Here is a 24,528-nt window from a genome sequence, read left to right on the forward strand (position 1 = left end):
GTGAATTTTAGTCTAAACTTATAACAAAGCAATGTTTAGTCAAACATATAACCTGTTAATTAATATAAATCATGTTTTGAAAATTCATTTTTAGGGAGCAGACATTGGACAATGATAACTATCTCCAGAACATATACACTAATCGTTCACAGGAAACTATTCATGAATGGTTACTGGAACTGGAAAATCAATTCAATGAAAAGGATGTGGTTTTCTATCCTGAAAAACTGTTAGCTCTGACAAGTGGTATTCAGCCCGAGTTAAATCCGAAAATAAAAGCACTACTATCTGATGTTAAATTACTCATTGATAATGATCCGTTAGCAGAGGTTATGAGCGAAGAAAATTTTCACATGACTTTCCTTGCTATAACTCAGTCCATTTATGAAGCCTATAATGACATTTCTGAAGTTGCCGATCTGACAGAACGGTTTAGCCTTTCTATCAGAAATAACGAGCTTAAAGTAAAAGAGCTTCAGCTTGTAGCACTGCCTAATCAGTTATTATTGGCTGGAACCCCTGACAGTAACTCAGTCAACCTGCGGAAAATATTTTGGGATGATCTTATGAGTTCTGACTGGCAGTTAAAGTTGCAGGATCGATATCCGGGTGAAGCTCTGCCCCCAGACTTCTGGCATACGACTATATTGAGATATAAGTCTAAGATATTGCCACCACTCATCAGAGAGTATTTCCTTTCACACTCAGAAAAAAGATATGGTGAAATTGAAGGTAAAATCAAACTCGTGCTGACTCGATATGACTGGGACAAGCCATTAAATATTATTTAGTTGAAAAAATATTATGATGATGAGGATCGGTAGTGAGATCCTCATCACACAAACTACAGCTTTAGCAATAAAGTCCATATCTTGAGAGACAGTTGCCCTAATCCTGCCTGAAACCCCTGAGTAAGCTTGAGCACTATTACATGCTGTATGAGCGGAGCTTAATGATGTCTCATGTAAATCAGACAGTCACATACGATAGTGACCATCAATCAAAAGTCAGAAGAATGAATCTCTTTGTATCCATTTCTGCTGCTCTCGCAGGGCTTCTTTTTGGATTGGATATAGGGGTAATCTCAGGTGCCCTGCCTTTCATCACAAAACATTTTCAGTTAACCAGTCATGAACAGGAATGGGTTGTTAGCAGTATGATGCTGGGAGCCGCGATTGGAGCAATCTGCAATGGCTGGGTTTCGCATCGTCTCGGAAGAAAATACAGCCTAATGGCTGGAGCCATTCTCTTCATCGTAGGTTCACTTGGTTCTGCATTCGCAAACAGTGTCGAAGTTCTTCTTACATTCAGGGTTCTGCTCGGGCTGGCCGTTGGTATTGCTTCCTACACAGCCCCACTCTATCTGTCAGAGATGGCAACAGAAAATGTTCGCGGAAAAATGATCAGCCTTTATCAGCTCATGATCACTTTTGGAATTGTCGTAGCTTTCCTGTCGGATACTGCATTTAGTTACAGTGGCAACTGGCGAGCAATGCTTGGAGTTCTCGCTATACCAGCGGTTATTCTTTTCGTTATGGTGATATTCCTGCCTAACAGCCCCCGCTGGCTAGCTTCTAAAGGTTTACATGTAGAGGCGGAAGAAGTACTCAGAATGCTCAGAGACACATCTGAGAAAGCACGACAGGAGCTGAATGAGATAAGGGAAAGTCTCCGTATGAAGCAGGGAGGGTTTGCTCTTTTCAGGAAGAACAGCAATGTGAGACGAGCCGTTTATCTCGGTATGTTGCTACAAGGTATGCAACAGTTTACGGGTATGAACATTATCATGTATTACGCTCCTCAGATTTTTAAAATGGCTGGCTTCCACAGCACTCAGGAACAAATGATAGCGACCATTGTCGTGGGTCTGACCTTCATGTTCGCAACCTTCATTGCAGTTTTCACGGTTGATAAGACAGGAAGGAAGCCAATCCTTAAGATAGGATTCAGTGTAATGGCCTTCGCCACAATGGTTCTGGGCTACTGTCTGATGAAAGCGGGTCAGGGAGAAATCAGCACAGGTCTGTCATGGGTGTCGGTGGGTATGACGATGCTATGCATCGGTGGCTATGCTATGAGTGCTGCTCCTGTGGTGTGGATACTGTGTTCTGAGATACAGCCCCTAAAATGCCGGGACTTTGGGATTACCTGTTCAACCACGACGAATTGGGTTGCAAACATGATTATCGGTGCGACCTTCCTTTCTCTTCTGGGTAGCATAGGTCCGGCTGGGACATTCTGGCTATACACAGGGTTCAACTTGATCTTCATCATAATAACTTTTCTGCTCGTCCCTGAAACTAAAGGGGTTACTCTTGAGCACATTGAAAAAAATCTGATGTCTGGCAAGAGGCTTCGCGATATAGGCCAGTAAGTTTAAACCTAATAAAAGCCAGCAATGAATGACTGGCTTTTATTTTTTCCAAAAAATATTTTTTTGGATATTTATAATCTTTTTCTAAAATCATCACACTCGCCATTTTTAGGATTCAATATACTACTTACATTATCCTTTTCTTCCTTAACTCTTCTTCTAACCAACATATCCTCAAGGGTGTTATCAAGATTATAATCAAGCAATTCTTCTACGATCCAATGCTCAATCTCGCCATTTTTTTCGGTATAATAACTTGATAAATCAAAGTTATTTATTATGAAAAGTGCTTTTTCAGCAAAGCTAAGTTCGAAATGCTTCCAAATTAACTCAATAACTATATTACCACCTGGAAAGTTTAAGAAATTGTTACTTCCCCCCCCTATCACTTAACAATTTTGATGTAATCTCACCAAGCCTGACCACAACTTCTTTTATGTCTTCATCTGTAATTTCTTTTTTATTCATGTCAAAAAAACCTCTTTAATTGAATGTAATACAAGTTTTATCTTATTTTCTTATAAAGTCAAACCATCCAATTCATTTAAAACAGAAAGAACGAGACTTAAGGACATTTAAAAATTGGAACTTACTCTCTTTAAATGGATGCAATATAAAATAAAATATTCAAGGATTTTTTTCATTGATTTATTTATTCACAATCTCAATGTCAGTTGAGAATTTTAATTAAAATATATATTCTTATTAAATCCTTATTATTTCACTCTCTAATCTTGAGATCGCTCATCTTATAATTAAATCTTAAAAGCTGGAGATACAATAATTCTCTTCTGCCAAACTGCCCTAGCTCCACTTGGCCCTTCATCACCCACTCTCACAGAGTGATTTTTTTGCAGGGCCATTTAATATAAGCCAAGCGAGAAATAAAAAGGTTGCAACTGATTGAAAAATGATCAATTTTTAACCAATGATGTTTTTTCAATTTTTCATCAAGGTACTTAAATGTCTGATAAAATGGAATATATTCATAAAGTTAAGGTTGCCCAGTATCTTAGGATGTCCACAAACCTTCAGGAGTTTTCGTTAGATAACCAAGCCCAATTCATCAAAAAGTATGCGGATGCTCACAATATGGAAATCATACATACCTATGACGATGCAGGTAAAAGTGGTGTATCTACAACTGGAAGGCATGATTTTAATAAGCTTGTAAACGATGTTCTTACGAAGGAAATAAATATTGATGCAGTCCTCGTATACGATGTTAGCCGTTTCGGTCGTTTCAAAGATCCTCAAGAGGGCATTTATTATAAATATCTATTAAAAATGAACAATGTGGATGTCATTTATTGTGCCGAAAATCTACCAGAAAACAGTGAAACTGAAACATTCATACTTTCTTCACTTATGTATGCAGCGGGTGCATTTAGTAAAAATCTTTCAATAAAAGTTTTTGCGGGACATGTGAATCTTGTTAAAAGAGGCTATTACCAAGGTGGCACACCGGGATATGGGCTAAAAAGAAAGTTACTCGATAATAATAACAAACCGAAGATGCTACTCGCTCATGGTGAGAGAAAGAGCCTTCAAACAGATAGAATAGTCCTCGTTCCTGGAACCAAGAAAGAAATCGAGCTAATAAAAAAGATCTTCAATATGTTCATTTTTGATGGATTAAATGAGTATCTTATAGCCTCACGAATCAATCAGGAGGGGTATAGATTTAGCGATAAAACAGAATGGACACGAGGTAGAATACACTCAGTTCTTATCAATAGCAGATATACTGGCAGATACATATACAACCGGACCTCACAAAAATTAAAGACAAAAAGGATTAAAAACCCCGAAGAAGATTGGGTTGAATATAACTCTTTTTTTAAGCCTATTATTTCAGAAGAAAAATTCAGATTAGCTAAAGAAATTATCGATAACCGTTCTATAAAAATGAGCGATGAGAAGATCTTGGATTGTTTGAGAAAAATTCTTTCCAAGCATGGAAAAATATCAGGATTTATTATAGATGAAGAGAATAGTAGTCCATCAAGCAGTGTAATTGCAAACCGCTTTGGAGGTCTTCTCAATGCCTATAAATTAATCGACTATACTCCTGAGCGAGATTATCAATACTTAGAGATAAACTCTTTCCTGAGAAAAAAGCACAGTGATATCGTAAACAAAATACAAAATGAAATTATAAGCAGTGAAGTAAAGATACTTGAAAATAAACTGATTTCAGTTAATAAATCCTTAATCTTTTCTATTGTGCTTTCACGATGCAAAAAAACAGGTTTAAACAAACATAGATGGGTAGTGCGATTGGACAGGAGTTTAAATCCAGAAATTAGCATCATTGCAAGAATGAATAGTCTCAATACTGAGCCTGTTGATTATTACATATTACCGTCAATTGAACTCATAGAACAAGAACTAAAACTCAAAGACAATAATAATCTTTTGTTTGAAATGTATCGCTTTGATGATATCAAGCCATTCTTTAATATGCTATCAACTGATGATAAGGATGTAATATAAATGCAAGATCAAAATGTTCACATGGTTAAAATATCTTCTATTAAGGTGGTAATTCCTCGGTCAAGGAACAAATTTAGACATGCAGAAATAACAGAAAGTATAGATGCAAGTGGGCTTAGGAAGCCAATAACCATTAGAAAAATTATTGATAAAAAATACGATTTCGCACTTATTTGCGGTCAAGGCAGACTTGAATCATTGACAGCCTTGGGAGAGGAATTAGTTCCCGCATTTATATTGGATATAGACGAAAACCAAGCTTACATAATGAGTTTAGTCGAAAATATGGCCCGAGTAATCCCAAGAGCGGGAGAACAATTCCAACGAATAAAAGAAATGACTGAGCAAGGATTAACTAATAAAGAGATATCGAATTCAACCGGGCTATCTTTGCACTGGATTACAAGTTTAACCATGCTTATTAACAAAGGTGAAAACAAACTACTTTCGGCTGTTGAATCAGGATGTATACCTATATCGTTTGCGGTTGAGGTTGCAAGAGTAGATTTTGAAGGTGGTCAGGAACTGTTGATTAAAGCTTTTGATGAAGGTCTGATAAAGCATAAGGATGTTGGTAAAATCCGTGAAATCCTCGACTCACGGGATGAAGGATTAAAGGGATTTATAAATAATAATTTCGGGGTCGCGAAGAAAAAGAAAAAAATGTCCACTGATGAATTACAGCAACTTTATCAGGACAACATTTCCCAACATAAAAAAATCAAAAACAAAGCTGAATATGTAGAAATCAAACTACTCGTTGCAGGTCAGATATTCAAAGAACTTACCAGCAATGAGAGTTTTTCTAAAATAGTAAGTGAAGAGAGTTTACAAGATGTTGTTAAAGTCATAGTTAAAAACACTACCAACTGAGGTGTAAAATGATCAAATATTGCTTCAATGACAAATCAGTAAGCTTCAAAATCGCTGATCTGACTTATACAAAAAAGCTTCCAACAAATTTTCAAATCAGTAAAAAATACGCACAAATAAAAAGCACTATATTAGCCATTGGGTTAATAGAACCAATACTTGTTTTCATTGATCAAACGGATACCTCTGTGAAAATTCTCGATGGTCATCTTCGGGTCGAAGCCCTTAAAGACTTAGGAGAAGATAAAGTAAACTGCCTTATTTCTACAACATACGACACCTACACACCTAATAAAAAAGTTAATCGTATTACAATTATTCAAACACAAAGAATGCTAAAAGAAGCTGTAAGAGTAGGAGTTCCTGCTGAAATGCTTTGCACTGCATTGAATATAAGTCTTGAGGCTCTGAAATCTAATCTATCTGTTTTAAAAGGTATATGCCCGGAAGTGATTGAGTTGTTTAATGATAGAGATATCCCTATAAATACCTTTAGGACTTTAAAGAAAATGGTTCCATTAAGACAAATAGAATGTGCGAACTTGATGGTAAAATTTGAAAATTTTTCAACACTTTTTTCAGATTCTCTATATCATAGCTCTTCCCCGGAGTGTTTAATCCAGCAACCTAAAAAGAAATCAGACTCCAGACTTGCAAATAGAAAAGCAATAGAAAGACTTGAAAAAGAAATGGCTCAAGTCCATTTTGATACTCAAAAAATTAAAGAAACCTACGGCTCCAATAGTTTAAAACTAACAATTATCATTTCTCATATTAAGAAACTGCTTGAGAACCCAAAAGTTTTTCATTGGCTCCTGAGGAATAAAAGCGATTACCTTAATGAACTAACAAATATTTCTGATATTGACAAACTTACTTAAAAATTAATTTTCTACCTAAGATTTATTTCAGCATGATATCTAAAATTTAGACTTGAAATAAAAAATGACCACTTGATTTATTAGCTAAAATTAATGGCAAAACAATATTTATTGAGCTATGGGAAATAAACTTTAAAATTTTTTGGGTGGGGTAGTATATAGCCCCCCCAAAAATTAAATATTCAATGGCCCACGCATATGATTTATTAGCTTTCTTTATCATGGTGAGAGTAATATATTTTGGGTCTCAAATTAAACCCTTCCACAATTTCCTTCCAGGTTTGTATGGCTAGTAAAAATTGAATCGAGTTAATTTCAATTAACTCCGTGACTTTTTTTGTCGTGGAAATCCATAAAATGACATCAGATATGTGACTTTTAAATTCTAATGTTCCTCTTTTTATTTTCTGAATTGTTGTTATGGATTGCTGTATGTTATAAATAAGATCATGCGGCTTGTCTGATATTTTGACGGCTATTAACTCTCCATTTTTATAGAGATCAGCAACTTCAACATTATAATCCTTACCACCTTCAATCAATGAAGGGATTTTTTTAAGCTGGCGATCTAAAAGTATATAGCCCTCATCACGTGCCATTTTTTCATTAAAGTAATATTCCCTGTATTCTAATTTATCTTTAGCAATGCCTGTTGCAATTTGCTGGGCTTTTGAAATTTTCCATGCCTTGAATTCATCTTCTTTAAGAGATTCCTTTTTCACGAAAGTTATACTTTTCAAGGAAACAGAGAGATATTTCATGAAGGCGGAGTTAAACCTATTCCACTCACCCCGTCTAAGAAAATAGTGATCACTTCCCTCTGTGCAACTAATACTTAGTATTTCTTTTAATGAAGCAGTGTGTCCCTTATCAGCTTCATTAGTTATCTTAACAAAAACTTTATTAACATCATTGATGTCATTTGTATCAAAGAACTCTTTAACTTCAGATATTTTGATGTCATTAATTTTACTTGACCATTGATAATGCTTGCTACTCCCTTCAACCTTTGTATGCAACTTAAATTGCGTCAAAGCATTGTTTATCACAATTGAAGCACCAAAAGATTGTATTTCATCTATTATAACATTTGCATTTCCTGAAAGAATAGCTCCTAAAAGATAGTTATCAAGTTCTTCTATTTTTAATTCGTCAGTAATCTTCTCAGATTTAGGAAACTCTATGATTTCTTTAGTTGTTAACGATGAATCGATTTCGTTGAAAACATCTACTAATGCAGTAGGGGAACCATCTTTACTCAATTGGATTGAATCTGAGAATGTAATGTTATTACATCCCCACTTGTCAGTTTCTTTTGCCTTTGTTTTAAGATGCTCAATTGATTCACCGGGGAAATATGACCCTTGGACAAACTGTGAATATGATGATGCCTCTTGGCTCTTTCCTCCACAAAAGAACCTGCTTTTTTTAAGCAAAATATTTTCATCATTAGCTATGCGCATTGCTACATTCAAGCCAAAATCTGCCTCAATAAACTTACTAAGATAAAAATGTGATTTACCCAGACTAATAAGGTAGCAATTCTCAGGATCTATTTCTTTAAACCCAATCATAAGACCAAAATAAAATATATTATGTGGTTTTTTGATAGTATCATTAAAAAAGTCACTAAAAACATCCCACCACCATACCTCATTTCCTTTTAAGTTATCTGAAAAGTAAAACTTCAACTTATAGGATTGATGCGTGATTGTTTTTTGCTCAACCAGTCCTTCTTTAATTATTTTTTCCGTTAAATCGGAAAGTTGTTTATATGGCATCCTGTATATATTATAACTAACTGACATTTTTCCTTCCTCTTTTTAAGATATTTAAATCCAATTAAAGATAAAGTATGTGATTTGAAAAAATCATCATTTATCGAGCCAGAATACTTAATGAATTTAACAACTGTACATCCAAGGTTTCCTTTACCGGTGTAGGTAGTCCATTTGCAACTCTATAATTCCTGATGGCAGTTCGTGTTGCAGGTCCTATGCTCCCGTCAATATTACCGCTGTAGAAACCTTTATCGAGTAATGCGAACTGCACCCTCATGATCAACCGCTTACGTTTTTCTGTATCCGAAGTCAGCCCGCTATTCGCTCGATTGGCACCTGTTGTTCCTACTGAGCTTGTTGTAGTTGAACTATCCGTGTCATTGGAACGAAGCGAACGGACTGAGGAGGAGGAAGAGCGAGTCCCTGAGCTGGAGGAGTCTGAAGTGCTTGGCGAGCTGTATGTTTTGGGATAGTAAGGAGTGCTTCCGCCATAGTAACCTCCGCCTGATGAGGAACGGTGTGAGCTGTGACTACGGTGAGAACTGTGACTTCTGTGTCCTGCGATGTAGAACGGCACTTCGGTGTTGAGCGGGGCTATCACCAAATCATGCTCATTCAGGGTCATACCAGGTAGGTCACTGGCACCAGTAGAAGAATCACTTGCCCAGACTGAATTGTTAAGAGCCAAAAAACCAGGAAGCAGAGCCGCGAAATTAATCTTTCTCATATTATTGGTCTCGGGGGTTGATGAAAACGGCCTTTTGATGAACTGAAATAACCAGCACAGGAAGACTTCTGAGTGCATTCATCACATTCTTTGGGATAGTAATTTTTCCAGTCAGAGATTGACTGAGTTGCAAAATTCCATGCCCTTTCAGGAAGGTAGCATAATGGATAATTGAAGATGGTAAGAGGGATACCTGACCTGTGTGCAGTGTCTACAGCCGAAAGGATTTGTTCGCTATAGTTGTCGTGCTCAATGAAGATTGATGACCAGTTCTTACGGGCCCATCCAATCGATTCCAGCCCCATAAGGGAGATCTGGTTAATGTTAGAGAACACACGACCAGCAAACTCTACGATATCATCAAGCTCTGTATAGTTAGCTTGAGTAGGGATGACTCGCAATTCGATGTTGATACCTGAGTTACCGGCATTGATCATTCCCCTGACTGTTTCATCAAATGCTCCCTCGCTTCCGACCAGATAGTCGTGCACTGAGGCTCTTGAAGAATAAAGCGGTATCCCAAACGTGATTTTGATCTTTTCGCTTCGTTCTTTCATCTGCTGAGTAAAGCTGACATCCGCAAACTTCCTTCCGTTGGTTAGAACATGCAGTGCTGTGTCAGGAGAATTTTCAATTATGAAATCCAGAAAATGCAGGAAGTCTTCGCCATAGAGCAAAGGCTCTCCCCCGCTCACTCCCACTACTCCATTCAGAGAGAAGGAAGCGATAGCGAGAGCTGACTGGTTGAGAAGCCAGTCATCGTTTCCAGCTTTAGGAGGCTGAGAACAAAACAGGCAACTGTTGTTGCACCTTTCAGTAACAAGGACAGTGTTGTGGTTTGCTCTGCGGGACAGTATCACCCGGAGCATGTTGCCATTGTTGACGATCCCAATGTCACCATCTTCAATGGAATCGAAAAGTTCCTGGCTCACAATCGAGTCTGCGAAATATGCAGGCAGTCTGGAATCGAGTTGTGTCGCAGTGACAAGCAAATTTGGCAGATAGAATTGAGGATTCTCGGGCTTGGTTTTAAACAGGCAATAGAAGCCTTGCTGAACTGGTAAGTCTGATGAAAACCGGAAAATATCGTTTCTCAGCACCTCAGACATAAGCCCACCTTTTGAGCATCTCAGCCATTGGTCCATCCTGAGAGATTTCATTCAGCAGGAAGCGGAACATCCCTTTGTGATACTGGCAGAAGGTTGAACGACTCTTGTCACCAACAGGCTCGCCATGAACACTGATGTTCTGACAAGGATCTGCTCCACAGAAGGGTTGGTAAGCACAGGTATCACAACCGGGCATGGCGAAATTAAATGAAGATGAGAGAGCGGAACGGTAGTATTCGTTGCTACTGAATGACAGTGAAGCAAACTCTCCTGCACTGAAATCTGCTTCGGGATTTACTTTCTGAAGCATACGGCTTTCATCGCTACCGTATACCTTGCCGTCATAATTAAACAGGATGCAGTTCAGCACGACTCCACTTGGTGATTTCAAATCTGCATAACCACTAAAGCCCGGATTGAAAATTCGCTTTAGATGGATTGAAGCCGAATGCTCAACGACAGGTATGCCCTTCTGGTTCTGAAGCAACACTTCCTGCATTAACTTTTTATAAAACTCAAAATATTCCGGCATTGAAAAAGTGAAACTCTGCTTCTGAGCAAACCCATAAGGACTTACTGGCCTGATAAACATGTCGGTTAGGTCAAGAGACAGATGAGCATCCACTATGGAAGCTGGCTCTTTTGTCAGCTCCTTAGTGACTGTGGTTACCGTAGCTACCCGGTTTGCTCCCAGCTCTTCTGTGATTTTTCTAATGCCCGTGATGGCTTTGTTGTGAGCCTGAGAGTCGGTGAGGATACGGTTTTTATTATGGACGGCTTCATTACCATCAAGAGAGACAGAAAAGGTGATATTCCGTTCTTTAACCCAAGAGAGGATGCTTTCATCGAGTATTGAAAGACTCGTAGCAATAACCATTTCGAAAGCACCACTACCTAATGAACTATCGCACTCTTCATAAATTGCCTGGACGAGATCGAATCTGAGAAGCGGCTCTCCGCCCTGCACTTCAATCTTGTAAGGTGGAGTGCCCAGCTTCTTAATGGTGCTGACGATTTGCGGTATCAGTTCTGGATTGAGGTCATAACCATCAGCAGTAATCGATGCTCTACTGACCTGGCAATACTTACATGTGTGATCGCACCTGAGAGTCGGTACAATCATAAAGATTGGTCTGACGGCCAGTTCGTTCATCAGTCGCTTGGCAAAGGCTGAACTAAGTGAGGCTTTTGAAACTGCCTGATTCGCATCGTCTGCAATGAACAATCTGCTTTCAAGTAGCCGGGAGGTTGTTTGTTCAGAAGAGAATTTGTTATCGGCAAGAAGATGTAGCTCTTCGCCATCGACGAAACTGTGAAAGCCAGCAAGGTTGCTGATGAAGACTTTGCCATTGCTTAGGCGGTCAAAGTTGAATGGCATCGTAGTCATTCGGCAAGTCTCGAATCGATGCTCCTTAGAACATTGTCGATGATAGAAGACCTGACCTGGCCGGTATGTGCCTGAATCTTCTCCCTGAGCTTGTAATCATTCAGAAGTCGTTCAAACTCGAACTCTACCTCTTCGTTCCAATGTTCAAACGAAACGAGCCAGTTCTGATCGTTTTCATCAAGCTTCCACCGGGCAACCGCACTCATCCAGTAGAGGCTGTTTCTTAACACCCATTCAGAATACATTGTTTTTGATATGTTTTTTTGCATAACATTATCATCCAGAAAGTATCAAAGAAGAAATCCTAAAATTTCAATTACCATTCAGAGAAGGCAACTAACCTCGAAAAACAAGGCTAAAAACAAAATAAATCTATAAATGCATGTTTTTTAATGATATTTATTTTTTTGGTGTTAAGATTATTCTTATTCCGCAATAATAATCATCATATTTGAGAATGTAAATTTGTTTTGAAAAGTTTTATGACAAATGCCAATATGATTACGTTAGTTTATGATTTGATTAAATTTCATCCAGCAATGGTTATTACCTAACTTATTGATTTAAATTGTAATAATGGAGAATCAATCTAATGTCTGAAAAACCTATGGAAGATGTTTGTTCCACTTGTCAACGGCCCCTGCATGACTCTGTGATCATTGAAAAGGATGGCGAGGTGTTCAAAAGTTGCCCTTCATGCTCAAGCAAAGCAGGCACTCACGTTTTCTATAAACACAATGATTTTGGTATGCGAAATATGGGTGATGGTCGATTTATCGTCCAGTCATGGTGTCAAGGATGTAGATTACAAGACGGTATGAAACCGAAATTAGTTTTTAAATGTTAGTCATTATTTGATAGACATTTTTTAATGAGAAATACAATAAAATCCATAGTAATTACAAAAGATGTTTGTCCACCCTTAAAAACATTGAACCCCTATAAAATATTTCTTATTGTAAATAAAAAAGCTAATTTTTTTGAGCCTTTTCCAGCATTAAAACTTCTAGATAATCCATTGTTCTGCATGTGATTTTTTTCATTTAAAGCTGTGACCCGCACTAAGTCGCAAGCATTTTATGCTGGAATTTCTCATAAAACATCTTTAAATTCATTAGAACGCATTGATCAAAGTCAAAATATCCTTTTCAAGCTCTATTATTTACATTGTTAACACACAAAAGTATCATCGCGTAATATTTTTATAATTAACGAAGTGTGGAAATAAATATGAAAGTTATTGAGAAAATGCTTTTAAGTACTTTTTATAAAAGCATAAAATCAATGATTCGTCGATCCTATAAGAAAGGATTCAGGCACGGTAAGTATAACGGTTATTCAAAAGGCTATCAGAACGGGACACTCAAATACATTATCAAAAACGAACTTGATGATGTAGTTATGTCACCAATTGACAATTCAATCTATGGACCAGAATTAATTGGTGTTGAGGAAAAATTTAAAAAAATAATGTTCGAGAAAGTTAAGATTGCAACAGATGGTGGAATAATAAGCACCCCGTCAAATTCCCAATGGGACATGATTTTTTCAGATCATCCAGCTACGTGCGTTGTTGCTGGAGCTGGTTCAGGAAAATCAACGACATTAGTTCTTCGTTTAGTTTTCATGCACTTTTATCTGGGTATTCCACTTAGTAAAATAACTGTAATTTCGTTCACTAAGAAATCATGTGAAGAACTAACGGAAAAAGTTATAAAAGTTTTTCAATTTTGGGACAAAAAAATTGATACAGAAAAATTAGCGTCTATCGTAAATACTTTTCATTCGCTAATTTATAGATTCTCTATAAGCTCTATGCCAGGTTTGAATGTTTTTGACTTCCTTGGTAATAAACCGGATGAAGATGAAACAACCTTAGAGCTTCCACTAGGAAGAAAAAGTCAAGCGCAAGTTGAAATATTAAAAAAGGTATACACTGACTTATACTCCAAAAATGGACATTTTAAAAAATCCATAGATACTCTTCTTAATTTATCCATAACTGCCTCTGCAAAACTTGATAAAAATGAAGATAGAGATTGGCTTATAAATTATTCCGCCGAAAGAGACCTTGCATTAGTTAATAAAATCAACGAACTTTGGCAAAAAGAAGGAAAATGGCCGATTAAAGGCATTGTGCCTGAACCTATGCAATGCTTTAGTGTCAATGGAAGATATTTTTATTCTAATGGATATATTAAACATAATAAAATGCCCGTTTTCTTATCTGGTAAGATTGGAAATGAAAAGCTATATGACGATAAAGAATTACTCGATGATACCGAAGCAGATCAGAAAAAAATAATATTATTGTGTAAAGCTATATATTTTAAAAATAAAATAACTTCAGGTTACAACACAAAAATTTCAATATTTCTTAATAGTGAATCTAAGATAAACTCCGTAACAAACTTTCTAAACACTTTCGAAACGGGTGAGGCACCAAGTAATTTCTCTGTAAAACTTAATGGTGAGATTTCAGACTCTAACATTCTTGAACTTTTATATGATCAAGGTTCTTTTATTGAAAGTTTGGGAAAAGAGGTAGTGCCGACAATATCTAAAATGCAACTTAGAGAGAAAGGTGTTGAACACTATTTCTCTAATGCGTTGGGGATTTTTTGGCCAGCATTTGAAGATGAACTCCATAAAAACAACATTATGACGTTTAACAGAATGTTTATGATATTTTCAAATGAGTCGGTATTAAAACAGCGTAGGAGTTTATTTGCTAATAAATACCTGAGATTTGAGAATCTTTTGGTAGATGAGTTTCAAGATATTTCTCCACAAATTGCTTACTGGCTTAAATCAGTACAGAGAGAAAATGCAATTTTAGCCAGAAAACCAACTATAATGGCTATTGGTGATGATTGGCAGTCAATTTATTCATGGAGGGGGAGTTCGCCAGACATATTCATGAACTTCTCTGGTTTCTTCCCAGTTCATAGTAAATTAAAAAATCACCACACTGTCATGATGATGGAAAACTATCGTTCTGATTCGAAAATTTTAACCGATGCTGAAAAAATGATGGAGCTTGTTAAAGGTAAGATACAAAAAGTATCTTTACCATGCAGAATAGGTGATGGTGATGAGCATGGGGTTGTGTGCTATGAGTATGATGACAAAAATCAAGAATTATGGAAACAAAATGCAATAGAGTTAATTCACCGTCAAGTAACTTTAGTTAAAGCACAAACGAAAAAAGATAAGACTCATGTTATCGTCTTAAGTAGAACTAATAAAACTTTAGATATGATAAAAGACCTATATATTAAAAAATATAATGACGAAAATGGGATTAGCTTTTTAACTGTTCACAAGGCAAAAGGCTTGCAAGGTGAGGTGTGCGTAATTTTTGATGACAGCAAAGCTCTTACTGGTCATGTTTTTAGAAATGAGGTTTATCGACAAATACCTTATTTTAAGCATAGCTACGACCAAGTGATAACTGATGAGTCATATCGTTTAGCATATGTTGCAATAACAAGAGGAATCAAGAGAGTTTTCTGGTTTGCGCCCAAAGAAAGTGATGGTGCATTTTCTTTATTTAAGTAGCCTGAATAGCATTCCTTAAAATTTCTATGTAGCCTCTAAGGATTAGAGGCTACACATATTAACATTTATTTTTTTATAAATTTAACAGAAAAAAATCTACTGAATATACAACCTCATGAACCTGAGTTATAATTTAACATTTTAAGTTGTTGCTCCAAATCCTCAAGTTTCTTTTTACTTTGAACAATCATATCATTACCACAATTAATACAATAATATGATTGGCCTTGTGTGGAATTTTTTACTTTAAGTCTGAATTCTCCATTACTGATAATATGTTCTTTATTATGTTTACAAGTAGTTTTTCTTGACGCCACTTCTAACTGTGCACCAATTATAAGTGATTTAAATTTCGCCATTTTCCCATTCCTGTTTCATATCATCGGCAATATTAGGTATAGCAACTTTAGCTTCTTCTATCTGTTCTAAACTAAGATTTTCTCTATCCCCGGCTGAGCAACCTATATGATTATTAACTCTTTTATGTATTTCTTTAACAGCCCAAGTGTAATTGTCTTGTGATTTATCGAAGTTTCTAGCCTTAGATTTCAAACCTAATTGATTGATTAATAATCCTGCAAAATGATTAGCCAGATCATTTATCGCTTGTCTACCTGCCCTTCTTTGATCTTGTTTACTTAGTCTGCTTTTCCTTAAAATATCTATTGCTTCAGTGGCAGTGATTCCCAAAGCAGTAAGCTCTTTCTTAAGCTCTTGTACATCACCAATAGGATCAAGTTCAGATGCAGTGACACCATCAGAACTGGTAATTTCTACCGGAATAAGGCTGTAATTTCCTCCTTCTCCACCAGGGTCTTTATCACTTGTCCCGTCAGGATTAAATTGAACATCGTCAATTTCAGGAAGTAAATCTGCAAAGAAATTTTGGTCAGCTTGACTAAAATTTCTAAAATCGCTCCACCTATTAGCTATATTTGCGCCAACATGAAAAACAACCACTCCCGTATTGACTAAATTCCCCGGTGAGTTCTGTTTAACTACCCTCATTATACGACCAACAAATTGAACGAAGGGACTAAGATTTGAAAATATGCTACCAACCATAGCTACAGAAAGAAATTTATGGTCAAATCCCTCACCAAGCATTTTAGATTGCACAATAACGTCCAACTCATGGTTCTCTAACTTAGCAAAAACCTTATCATTTACTGAGCTTTCTTCATTTGAATGAACATAGTCGGCACGTAAATTTCTTGCAAGAAAAGCTTCTTTTATTTGAATACAATGACTGTAATTTAGTGCTGAAGCAATTATTTTTAATCGATTTTCCCCTGATTCTTCACGTAATCTGAATAGCTCTTTAATAGATAGTTCAACCAAGGTGCACAAGGTTTCATCAGACATCAAAACACCTCGCCTAAATGAGGCTTCCTCTTCTCCTAATCGCTTGATATCCTCAGAACTTGTTAAAGTTATTTCACTACCACTTTTGTCGATATAAACTAATTTTGATGGACTAATCATTTTGGCGTGAAGCCTTTTTATGTAGCCTTCTCTTATTGCTTCTATAACCGGGAAGCTATAAATTATTTCTCCACTCATTAACTGACCATCACTTCTCATTGGAGTAGCGCTGTAGTTAATCACTCTTGCGTTTGGAAAGGTTTCTTTTACTTTAACCCATGTAGTTGCTTTATTATGATGAGCTTCATCAACAATAATTAAATCGAAGAAGTCATTTTCGAGTTTTTCAAGCCATTTGTTATCATCACCCGAGATTTGTTGAATGTTTGAAACAACAATATCACTTGACAAAATATCATGAATATTTGTTTTTCCTCCACCTTCAATGATTGAGACCTCAGGGAAATCTGCTAGGTCACTAAAGAAATCACATTTGTGATAAAAATTGTCTGGCTCACTGAACTTCATATCCTTAGCTAATTGGTCTCTAATTTTTCGGCCTGGCGCTATGATTAAAACGCGGCTAGTAGCAGAGGCATATGGTGTGATAGATATTAGACCTGATTTTCCGCATCCAACAGGAAGTATAATCCCAATCTCTTTATTACCGTCATTTCCGTAATGTTTACTTATTAGATTGAAAGCTTCAACCTGAGGTCTTCTCAGTTTTTTGTTATCAGATATATCTTTTATCTTGAATGACATATAACAATCTCCATATCTATATATTAATTAAACTATACATACTGAACATGCCTTGACTTAACTTAAATTCAAATATTTAAAAGTTTCGAACTCGAAGTCAACCTCATTCTCGAAAATATAAACTCGGTGAATAAATGATTCCTAACCTCGTCAAATTTAATGAGCAGGAGAATTCATCCTTATAGACCGTTTATGCTAAAGCACTAATATTATAACTTTTGTCAAGTTTTTTTTACCATTCCCAGAAAGACCATTTATCTTGAAAATCATGCTCACGGATAAGTATAGAACTGATAGTACAGAGCAAAAAAACGAGCTTTAAAACATAAGATGATGATAAGCAAGCATATTATATTCTTTACTTTTTAGGATTAATCTCCTTTAATGCTTTGGTGGGCCTCGGCTTGAATGCGATTTTTTTTGTTCTAAAGCATTAGCTGAGTAAAATCAAGCCATTAAATTAAGAATTTCTAATGCTAGAGTGTTTTGGGTCAGTAACAAATCCAAAAACGTGTAAATTTTAACCAGATTGATATTAAGGAACAGCATGAAGGCTTACACTCTGAAAGAGCATAATGAATCAGGCGAATTGCATCTTTTTGAAGGAGTGATGTATGAAGAAAACCCTCAATTTAAGTGCACTTCAAATAAAAAATCGATTTGTAAACAGATGTCTAATGTAGACTCAAAACGTAATAAATTTGCGTGTAAGTCTGAAGATGAAGCCAGAAAAAAAATAGCAAGTATTGGCAGGAAAGTGTGTGGCACCTGTGTCAGTCACCTTTATTCGACCTATTAGTTAATCCGATACGAGGTTGGTAATGCTCAGTATAAGCTTAAAAAAAGCCAGAGAAAAAGAAGAAATCTCATCACTTAAATAGGCTACTATGATGGCGCTGATAACTTAGAGTGTAAAAAACCCCAATACTTCCCACTAAATTCCTATCTATTTTAAAGTGATAGATAGGTGGGCAATTAATACAAAATAAAACCATCATGGTTGATAATGAATATTTTCTCGAAAGCATCAGTTTTAAAATGTGCATCTTCGTTTATTCAATTTTCACTATTTTACTGGCTTAAGCATTGAATATAAACTGGAGGTTCTATAATTGAACTTTTTTCATAGAATGAATTTATCACTTCTTAAAAAGCAGGTCTTGACCCACAAGATGGAGGTAACATGCTAAAAAATATTAAAAAAATTTTTAATCTTGCATTGAGCAAAATAAAAAAAGCAAAACCTATAGCTTCAATACTGACCAAGAAGAAGGAAAATCTCCCTAAAAATTTTATGTGGCATTTCTATTTAGTCATATTAGCTTATATTATTATTTGTATTCTATTCTCAATAATTAAGATAGGTCATAACAAACCGTATACTCCATATTTATTATTAATCCTTCCATTGCCAGCCATCTATTTTTTTGGGATTTATATCTCATCTAAAGAGAAAAAACAAAGAGATGTGATAAAACTGATCAATGATTCTTTTCTTTATTTGATTTCGGCAATCGTGGCTTTTTTTGCTGTAATAAAAACAGTTCCACATAGTCGTTATGACCCATTCTCCTATTTTCTACAAAGCGGGACTGCATACATAGCTCTATCATTTTACGTATTCTTTCTCTTTATCAAGGCATTCATTACCATTTCAGAAAGTATTGAAAACATAAGATCTTACAGAGAACAATCGAAAAAAGACTCTACTTAGATAGCCATAAAGTTTAGTATGCAATAGCATTTTACTTAAAAACACCTTTAAATATCATGGCAATTGGCAGTAAAAAAACAGAAAAAACAACTGATAAACTTAGGAATTTGAAATATAAACTTAATCTATCAAGTTGAGATAAATCAAAATCCGGAGATAAATTTAAATAAATTACTACGATTATAAAATAAGATATTACAAGTATTGGTGAAAATTTTGAAATCAAACGCAAGATATTTTTTGTCTTCATATTAGCCCCCTATAAAATTAAAGACATTAAAGTTCATTTTATTAATTTGTCAAGAGCCACTTATTTATATTTATCCTCAAGCAAGGGCTAACTGAGCGATGCTCAGTTGCCTTGCTTTTTCCGCCCTTCGGTTGAAAAAGAAAGATAAAAGCCACCCCACAGTCAAATGCCAAACCATTGACACCATTGATCTTTATGGTATTTATTATATATAGCACATGGATTTGCTATTAAGCCTAAATATTAAAAGGAGTTGATATGGAAAAATTAAATATTATTTTCGATGATGAGTTTCCTTGTTCGTTTACCAATGATCCTATTGCAAAGAAGCTACCGCCTAATCGTCTTCGCAGATACTCTGTGACTGTCAGATTAAATGAGGTTGAGCTGAGCAAGCTAAACCAGTCCAGAGGACAGCTAAGCAGGAGCTGTTGGCTGAGATCTTCAGCTCTCAAGCAATTGCCTCCCTCAATTCCAGAGGTGAACAAAGAAGCCTGGCATCAACTGACGGCTTCTCTGCAAATGTTGAATAACCTCACTTCATTTCTTATTCGTCGCGGATCTGATGCTCAGCCTTTGAGTAATGAGGTCGATACTCTCAGGCTGAAGCTATCTCATGTGAGAGATGCCCTGCTCTCACTCGATAAGTGATTTTCCGCTCGTGAAAGGAATGCAAAAGATCCGCAGGGGTAGGTGCTTCAGAGGTGTTGTCTCATATGCACTTGCCCCAGCATCTCATCACAAAACAGCTCCTGTGATAATCGGTGGTAACATGATTGGCTTATCTGTCGATGAGATGACCGTTGAGTTCATACGAACACAGAAGCTTCGCCAAGATGTGCAGAAACCTGTCTGGCACAACTCTCTTCGCCTTCCTATAGGAGATTCACTCACTGATGAGCAATGGAAGCTTGTGGCTGACGACTATATGAAGCGAATGGGCTTCAGTGATACTCATCTCCGTTGCTATGTCCTCCATGATGACGAGGCCGGCCAGCACATACATATAATTGCTTCTCGCATCCGTATACCTGATGGCCAGCTCTACCTCGGTAGAAATGAGAACCTCATCAGCACCAGAATCATTCAAGAGCTTGAGCGGGATCATCAGCTCACACGAACCAAAGGTCCATCTCCTCCTTCAACACCCAAAGTCAGGAAAACTGGCAGGAATGAAGAAATGATGGAAGCAAGGACAGGCAATAAAGCTCCAAAGAAAATCATCCAGGAAGCAATTGAGGCAGTGCTCAGTTTCTATGGCACCATCACCATTGACGATTTCATCTATGAAGTCGGTAAGCAAAATATAACAGCCAAAGCGAGCATTGCTTCAACGGGTAAAATGAATGGTTTCTCATTTGAGTATGCAGGAATCGCCATCAAAGCATCTCAGTTAGGTAAAGCCTACTCATGGTCGAGCCTGAGTAAGAGGGTTATCCTTACCCCTGCTGTCGAGCCTCAGGTGGTGGACGATACAGAGTTGCCTGAGGAGGAGTCAGGAGCAATGGAAAGACTGACGAACATAGAAGACGCGCCTGTGTTCCACTCCCCGGCTATCCCACTAATTGATGAGACGAATACTAAACAGAAAGACAAGGTTCGCTGGCTACTATGGGTCCCATACCTGAAGCAGATTATCCAAGCCTTGAAAGCAACGGGTCTGAGCCTCCTTAAGCCGTTAATCAAGATGAGACCCCTTCACTTTGTTACTCCCTACCAAAGCAGTCATGAGACAAAATCGCTCACGGCCACCAAAGAAATCGCCACTAGTCAGAAAAAATTTTCTATCTGATGTGTTCTTAACCTGCTAGTTATCAGTAGTTTAAAACTAAACATTAAGTCAAATGCGCTATCTATTCTTATTAATAATCATATTGATAGGAAAAACCGATCGATCGTTTTTACAGATCAATTTTACTATCATGATAGCTTATAACTATCAAAAAGATCTAATCGATCGGTACAAATGATTTGCTAGACACTCATTACTGGCCGTAATGTAACTTCAAACAAAGCGATATAGCTCACTGATTTATCAGCAAAATAAGCTGATGGATGCGTGCGTTCTGAATCCAACGAAACAATACTGGATAGTTCTATGACAACAATGACTGAAGTAAAGCAGCCTAATTTCCTGATGATGAAACGAGTATGGATTGCCATCGCTCTGCCAATTGTCATCTTCTACTTCTTGGGTATGAGAGGATTAGTGCAACTCGCTCTTATTTGGGTTTTCGCAAGCATCATGCTCTTGATGTTTGCTTATAAAAAATTCCGCATCAAAAAGTGGAATGCCAGCACCAGGGACCATTTTGGCGAGCAGGACGGGATGTGGAGCCATGAATTTGGCCCTACTTCAATGAAGCTCGACCAGCACAGAGGATTGATTCATCTCAGGGAAGAGAATAAACATAAGACCTATCCCTTCTCTGCGGTCAAGGAGTGGAGATACAACTTGTCTACCACAAGACAAAGAACAGGCCTGGATAGAGAACTCGACCGCACCCATGACTTTAGAGAATCAGGGTTTTACATCGCAGTAGACGATGTTCAATATCCAGAATGGCGGGTAAGGTTCTTTCCTCAAAAGGGTGACTTCAACTCACAGGAAGGTATCCGTGATACGGAACTGCAACTCAAGCGGTGGATGCACATTTTTGACAAGGTAGTTAATAACTTACACCATTAATAACCTACTTTGACACAAACAAAAGCCAGCTAATTGCTGGCTTTTTCCATTTAAAATTTCATAAAGAAAAATTTAACAATGCCGATAACAGTTACTTATAATCAAATGTTAATAAGGAAATTTAAAGTGGCTGAAAAAATCAATGAAGGCAAAATTATGCAGGTCCTTAACTGGGCTTACGACAAGGCTCTGGACGGGAGTATACCAGGAATAGATTCAGCTTATGAAATGGCAGGTAGCTATTTAAAAGGTGATGGCACTCTTGTTGACCAAGCTAATTCTCTTATTAGATGGCAAAACACTAAGTCGGTTACCTCAGGATTTCTGTCAGGACTCGGTGGTATTGTGACTCTACCTGTAGCAGTCCCGGCAAGTATCGCTACTGTCCTGTATGTTCAGATCCGAATGATAACCTCACTTGCGATAATGGGTGGATGGGATGTGAAAGATGATCGTGTGAGAAGCCTCGTTTACAGTTGCCTTGTTGGGAATGCAGCGAAAGATATTCTCAAAGGAACAGGGATTGTCGTTGGTTCAAAAATGTCAACTCAGTTAATCAAAAGTATTTCGAAAGAAACAATATTTGCCATTAACAAAAAAGTAGGATTCAGATTATTAACAAAGTTTGGCGAGAAAGGAGCTATCAACTTAGGAAAAATGATCCCCCTTGTCGGAGGTATAATCGGCGGGACGTTTGATGGAGTTTCAACAAACATAGTTGGGAATGTTGCTCGTAAAACTTTTATCGAAAAAAGTGTATTAGCAGAATAGATAGAATTTTTAACAGGAGCAGTGTGTGTGAACCACTGCTTCCGATACAAGCTTTCCCTTAAGCTTCTTTATTACTTTTGATATCCCATCCTGATTGTGACTCTGCCCCTTTGCCACCTGAGGAAGCCTGTTCCCAATACTGAATTTTGACCTTGGATGCCTGAAATTGATAAGACATACTCAGAATTTCGGAGTGTATCGCTCCGTTAAAGAGGACATTAGTAACAAGCACATCTTCCAGTGTGATCCTGCAATACTCGGTTTGACTACCACCTGCCTTACAAGCGGAGAGTTCGACCTTACTGATATGGTTACCAGATGAAACATACTTCATCACTGCTGGAGTAGCCTTGTCGATATGAGTTTGAACAGTTAGATCACGATAGTGCACTTTCCCGGCACCGCCACCTCCACCAACACTCATGTTGCCAGGTTGACTGGCTCCCCAAGTGAAGGAATCGACATTAATCCACCCCTTGTGGTTTGAGTCTTGTGATTCACCTGTAATGCCTTCAATTTTGAGAAAAAGATCAATACTCATTTGTCTTCCTTTCCAACTCCAGTTATTTTAGGATCTGATTAACACTGTTAACTGAAAGCTATGTTTACATAAAGGTAATGTTATGGACAACTACTGGAATAAGAACAGATTTTCGGATTACTTCCTCACTATGGGTAATCTTCAAGCAAATCAACTAGTAAGCCTAGCTAATAACATTTCGCTTATTCATCTTAAAGATGGAAAGCTCAGAATGAAATTCCATGATGAAGTTAGGGACTTTGCTAATCTTCAACTAAATACTATCCGATCTGCTACCAGTGATGAGCAGTGTCAGGAATGCATACAAAATTTGAAACAAGAAGCACATAACCTCACCCTGCAAGATAGAATGATTCGTTCAGGGCAAGCCACGATTTCAGCATCTGTTAAGTTTTATCACGACAATGAGAAAATCATCGGTTATGTGATAGATGGTATAGGGGTCGTACTGGGAACACTTCAGATGGTCGCTGGTGTAGGGGTTTTTGCTGGTTCGTTAGCAACAGGCAATATTGTAGGTATGTTGGCGGGTTCAGCGCTGGTCGCAAACGGAGCAGGCTCTACGATTGAGAGCATTGACAAGTTAAGGGGTATAGCTAATCCGTCCAATCCGGTAAAAGAAGTTTACGAAGACACTGCGGAGTTTTTTGGCTTTGACTCTCGTCTTGGTTTACTTGCATATCAAGTTGTGGACCTGACCACTTCTTACTACGGAATTTTTAAGCTGACCCTAAAGCCAGAATCGTGGCGGTTATTCAAATATCTTCCAACTGATTACTATCGCAAAGTTCAGGTGATGAGTAAGCCTGCTCTTGCCCTCAAAGGAGCCGGAGCAGCGATCAAAGGGGCAGGAATAGGGCTAAATCTTCAGCAAATGAATGATAAAAAAGAAGGTAACTAGTTTCTGTTCTTTCTAATAAAACAGTGAGCTTTCCAGGCAAGATTAAGAGGTATAACAAAATAAACGATCATCACCCCTATGATAAGAACGATACAATATGAAACCAAGCTCTCATTGTGTCCTTTATAGATGCCGTATGCAAAGACAGACGCGATGATAGCAATGCAAATAACCCCGCCCCAGAATCGCTTACTCAAATCCAAAACAAGGCTCTTGAGTGAGTCTGTCTGAGATTCGTCTCTTTTAATGATACTTTTTAGTTTACCAATATCTTTTGCAGAAAAACCATTCTCCAAAAGTTTTTGTTCGTAATCATTCATTGCACAATCCCAAGCTGAATTAT

At 37.2% G+C, this 24,528-nt stretch carries 23 protein-coding genes; 13 read left to right on the forward strand and 10 right to left on the reverse strand.

Annotated elements, in window-relative coordinates; all coding sequences use genetic code 11:
* Positions 1 to 104 precede the first annotated feature (104 nt).
* Complete coding sequence (locus IAE30_RS25215; RefSeq protein WP_200681199.1) at positions 105 to 791, forward strand: hypothetical protein; 687 nt, start codon at positions 105 to 107, stop codon at positions 789 to 791.
* Between the two features lie 164 nt (positions 792 to 955).
* A complete protein-coding gene (locus tag IAE30_RS25220) occupies positions 956 to 2,374 on the forward strand; it encodes a sugar porter family MFS transporter (RefSeq protein WP_200681241.1) in 1,419 nt (472 codons plus the stop codon).
* 71 nt (positions 2,375 to 2,445) lie between these two features.
* Here the strand turns inward: IAE30_RS25220 and IAE30_RS25225 are convergent, their stop codons facing one another.
* A complete protein-coding gene (locus tag IAE30_RS25225) occupies positions 2,446 to 2,763 on the reverse strand; it encodes a hypothetical protein (RefSeq protein WP_200681200.1) in 318 nt (105 codons plus the stop codon).
* Positions 2,764 to 3,337: 574 nt separating this feature from the next.
* On the opposite strand from IAE30_RS25225, the gene IAE30_RS25230 reads away from it, so the two are divergent.
* The 3 genes from IAE30_RS25230 to IAE30_RS25240 are packed head-to-tail and all read left to right on the forward strand — an operon-like array spanning position 3,338 to position 6,624.
* Positions 3,338 to 4,870: a recombinase family protein gene (locus IAE30_RS25230; RefSeq protein WP_200681201.1), complete on the forward strand. Its 1,533-nt coding sequence runs from the start codon at positions 3,338 to 3,340 to the stop codon at positions 4,868 to 4,870.
* Positions 4,871 to 5,743 carry a ParB/RepB/Spo0J family partition protein gene (locus IAE30_RS25235; RefSeq protein WP_200681202.1) on the forward strand — a complete coding sequence of 291 codons (873 nt, stop codon included), beginning with the start codon at positions 4,871 to 4,873 and terminating at the stop codon, positions 5,741 to 5,743.
* A gap of 8 nt (positions 5,744 to 5,751) precedes the next feature.
* On the forward strand, positions 5,752 to 6,624 hold the full coding sequence (locus tag IAE30_RS25240; RefSeq protein WP_200681203.1) for a plasmid partitioning protein RepB C-terminal domain-containing protein: 873 nt from the start codon (positions 5,752 to 5,754) through the stop codon (positions 6,622 to 6,624).
* Positions 6,625 to 6,830: 206 nt separating this feature from the next.
* Here IAE30_RS25240 and IAE30_RS25245 read toward each other — a convergent pair whose 3' ends face one another.
* From IAE30_RS25245 to hxsD, 5 genes are all read right to left on the reverse strand, one after another.
* Positions 6,831 to 8,432 (reverse strand): DUF6119 family protein, encoded by a 1,602-nt coding sequence (locus IAE30_RS25245; protein WP_200681204.1) that lies wholly within the window; start codon positions 8,430 to 8,432, stop codon positions 6,831 to 6,833.
* Positions 8,433 to 8,502: 70 nt separating this feature from the next.
* A complete protein-coding gene (gene hxsA, locus IAE30_RS25250; RefSeq protein WP_200681205.1) occupies positions 8,503 to 9,132 on the reverse strand; it encodes a His-Xaa-Ser repeat protein HxsA in 630 nt (209 codons plus the stop codon).
* The gene (gene hxsC, locus IAE30_RS25255; protein ID WP_200681206.1) at positions 9,129 to 10,241 is read right to left on the reverse strand and encodes a His-Xaa-Ser system radical SAM maturase HxsC; all 1,113 of its coding nucleotides are present in this window, start codon (positions 10,239 to 10,241) and stop codon (positions 9,129 to 9,131) included. The genes hxsA and hxsC overlap by 4 nt, the downstream gene beginning before the upstream one ends.
* The gene (hxsB, locus tag IAE30_RS25260; RefSeq protein ID WP_200681207.1) at positions 10,234 to 11,628 is read right to left on the reverse strand and encodes a His-Xaa-Ser system radical SAM maturase HxsB; all 1,395 of its coding nucleotides are present in this window, start codon (positions 11,626 to 11,628) and stop codon (positions 10,234 to 10,236) included. Before hxsB ends, hxsC begins: the two co-directional genes overlap by 8 nt.
* The gene (hxsD, locus tag IAE30_RS25265) at positions 11,625 to 11,897 is read right to left on the reverse strand and encodes a His-Xaa-Ser system protein HxsD (protein WP_200681208.1); all 273 of its coding nucleotides are present in this window, start codon (positions 11,895 to 11,897) and stop codon (positions 11,625 to 11,627) included. Before hxsD ends, hxsB begins: the two co-directional genes overlap by 4 nt.
* 961 nt (positions 11,898 to 12,858) lie before the next feature.
* On the opposite strand from hxsD, the gene IAE30_RS25270 reads away from it, so the two are divergent.
* The gene (locus IAE30_RS25270; RefSeq protein ID WP_200681209.1) at positions 12,859 to 15,189 is read left to right on the forward strand and encodes a UvrD-helicase domain-containing protein; all 2,331 of its coding nucleotides are present in this window, start codon (positions 12,859 to 12,861) and stop codon (positions 15,187 to 15,189) included.
* Positions 15,190 to 15,302: 113 nt separating this feature from the next.
* Here the strand turns inward: IAE30_RS25270 and IAE30_RS25275 are convergent, their stop codons facing one another.
* Both IAE30_RS25275 and IAE30_RS25280 read right to left on the reverse strand, forming a co-directional pair.
* Entirely contained in the window at positions 15,303 to 15,548 is a 246-nt protein-coding gene (locus IAE30_RS25275) for a hypothetical protein (protein WP_200681210.1), read from the reverse strand.
* Positions 15,535 to 17,319: a DEAD/DEAH box helicase gene (locus IAE30_RS25280; RefSeq protein ID WP_200681211.1), complete on the reverse strand. Its 1,785-nt coding sequence runs from the start codon at positions 17,317 to 17,319 to the stop codon at positions 15,535 to 15,537. Before IAE30_RS25280 ends, IAE30_RS25275 begins: the two co-directional genes overlap by 14 nt.
* A gap of 547 nt (positions 17,320 to 17,866) precedes the next feature.
* Between IAE30_RS25280 and IAE30_RS25285 the strand changes: the two genes are divergently transcribed.
* The 6 genes from IAE30_RS25285 (at position 17,867) to IAE30_RS25310 (ending at position 22,743) form a co-directional block, all read left to right on the forward strand.
* Entirely contained in the window at positions 17,867 to 18,118 is a 252-nt protein-coding gene (locus IAE30_RS25285; RefSeq protein WP_200681212.1) for a hypothetical protein, read from the forward strand.
* Positions 18,119 to 18,502: 384 nt separating this feature from the next.
* Complete coding sequence (locus tag IAE30_RS25290; protein ID WP_200681213.1) at positions 18,503 to 19,033, forward strand: hypothetical protein; 531 nt, start codon at positions 18,503 to 18,505, stop codon at positions 19,031 to 19,033.
* Positions 19,034 to 19,541: 508 nt separating this feature from the next.
* A complete protein-coding gene (locus IAE30_RS25295; RefSeq protein WP_200681214.1) occupies positions 19,542 to 19,934 on the forward strand; it encodes a hypothetical protein in 393 nt (130 codons plus the stop codon).
* A 10-nt stretch (positions 19,935 to 19,944) separates the two neighbouring features.
* Positions 19,945 to 21,075 carry a relaxase/mobilization nuclease domain-containing protein gene (locus IAE30_RS25300; RefSeq protein WP_370585637.1) on the forward strand — a complete coding sequence of 377 codons (1,131 nt, stop codon included), beginning with the start codon at positions 19,945 to 19,947 and terminating at the stop codon, positions 21,073 to 21,075.
* A gap of 306 nt (positions 21,076 to 21,381) precedes the next feature.
* Complete coding sequence (locus tag IAE30_RS25305; protein ID WP_200681216.1) at positions 21,382 to 21,972, forward strand: DUF4755 domain-containing protein; 591 nt, start codon at positions 21,382 to 21,384, stop codon at positions 21,970 to 21,972.
* A 126-nt stretch (positions 21,973 to 22,098) separates the two neighbouring features.
* On the forward strand, positions 22,099 to 22,743 hold the full coding sequence (locus tag IAE30_RS25310) for an EcsC family protein (protein ID WP_200681217.1): 645 nt from the start codon (positions 22,099 to 22,101) through the stop codon (positions 22,741 to 22,743).
* A 58-nt stretch (positions 22,744 to 22,801) separates the two neighbouring features.
* On the opposite strand, the gene IAE30_RS25315 is transcribed toward IAE30_RS25310, so the two are convergent.
* Positions 22,802 to 23,284: a type VI secretion system tube protein Hcp gene (locus IAE30_RS25315; protein ID WP_200681218.1), complete on the reverse strand. Its 483-nt coding sequence runs from the start codon at positions 23,282 to 23,284 to the stop codon at positions 22,802 to 22,804.
* An 82-nt stretch (positions 23,285 to 23,366) separates the two neighbouring features.
* Here IAE30_RS25315 and IAE30_RS25320 point away from each other — a divergent pair, with 82 nt between their 5' ends.
* Complete coding sequence (locus IAE30_RS25320) at positions 23,367 to 24,185, forward strand: DUF4225 domain-containing protein (protein ID WP_200681219.1); 819 nt, start codon at positions 23,367 to 23,369, stop codon at positions 24,183 to 24,185.
* On the opposite strand, the gene IAE30_RS25325 is transcribed toward IAE30_RS25320, so the two are convergent.
* Entirely contained in the window at positions 24,182 to 24,505 is a 324-nt protein-coding gene (locus tag IAE30_RS25325; protein ID WP_200681220.1) for a hypothetical protein, read from the reverse strand. The two genes, IAE30_RS25320 and IAE30_RS25325, sit on opposite strands and share 4 nt — an antisense overlap.
* Between the last annotated feature and the right edge of the window lie 23 nt (positions 24,506 to 24,528).

Source organism: Pantoea sp. S61 (assembly GCF_016625145.1).
Classification (GTDB): Bacteria; Pseudomonadota; Gammaproteobacteria; order Enterobacterales; family Enterobacteriaceae; genus Pantoea; species Pantoea rwandensis_B.

Coding starts and splice junctions, on each gene's coding strand:
- IAE30_RS25290 (WP_200681213.1), top strand. CDS start 18,503: ATGCTAAAAAATATTAAAAAAATTTTTAATCTTGCATTGAGCAAAATA.
- IAE30_RS25280 (WP_200681211.1), bottom strand. CDS start 17,319: ATGTCATTCAAGATAAAAGATATATCTGATAACAAAAAACTGAGAAGA.
- IAE30_RS25235 (WP_200681202.1), top strand. CDS start 4,871: ATGCAAGATCAAAATGTTCACATGGTTAAAATATCTTCTATTAAGGTG.
- IAE30_RS25320 (WP_200681219.1), top strand. CDS start 23,367: ATGGACAACTACTGGAATAAGAACAGATTTTCGGATTACTTCCTCACT.
- IAE30_RS25285 (WP_200681212.1), top strand. CDS start 17,867: ATGAAGGCTTACACTCTGAAAGAGCATAATGAATCAGGCGAATTGCAT.
- IAE30_RS25245 (WP_200681204.1), bottom strand. CDS start 8,432: ATGTCAGTTAGTTATAATATATACAGGATGCCATATAAACAACTTTCC.
- IAE30_RS25230 (WP_200681201.1), top strand. CDS start 3,338: ATGTCTGATAAAATGGAATATATTCATAAAGTTAAGGTTGCCCAGTAT.
- hxsA (WP_200681205.1), bottom strand. CDS start 9,132: ATGAGAAAGATTAATTTCGCGGCTCTGCTTCCTGGTTTTTTGGCTCTT.
- IAE30_RS25220 (WP_200681241.1), top strand. CDS start 956: ATGTCTCATGTAAATCAGACAGTCACATACGATAGTGACCATCAATCA.
- IAE30_RS25275 (WP_200681210.1), bottom strand. CDS start 15,548: ATGGCGAAATTTAAATCACTTATAATTGGTGCACAGTTAGAAGTGGCG.
- IAE30_RS25325 (WP_200681220.1), bottom strand. CDS start 24,505: ATGAATGATTACGAACAAAAACTTTTGGAGAATGGTTTTTCTGCAAAA.
- hxsB (WP_200681207.1), bottom strand. CDS start 11,628: ATGACTACGATGCCATTCAACTTTGACCGCCTAAGCAATGGCAAAGTC.
- IAE30_RS25270 (WP_200681209.1), top strand. CDS start 12,859: ATGAAAGTTATTGAGAAAATGCTTTTAAGTACTTTTTATAAAAGCATA.
- IAE30_RS25305 (WP_200681216.1), top strand. CDS start 21,382: ATGACAACAATGACTGAAGTAAAGCAGCCTAATTTCCTGATGATGAAA.
- IAE30_RS25315 (WP_200681218.1), bottom strand. CDS start 23,284: ATGAGTATTGATCTTTTTCTCAAAATTGAAGGCATTACAGGTGAATCA.
- hxsC (WP_200681206.1), bottom strand. CDS start 10,241: ATGTCTGAGGTGCTGAGAAACGATATTTTCCGGTTTTCATCAGACTTA.
- IAE30_RS25240 (WP_200681203.1), top strand. CDS start 5,752: ATGATCAAATATTGCTTCAATGACAAATCAGTAAGCTTCAAAATCGCT.
- IAE30_RS25295 (WP_200681214.1), top strand. CDS start 19,542: ATGGAAAAATTAAATATTATTTTCGATGATGAGTTTCCTTGTTCGTTT.
- hxsD (WP_200681208.1), bottom strand. CDS start 11,897: ATGCAAAAAAACATATCAAAAACAATGTATTCTGAATGGGTGTTAAGA.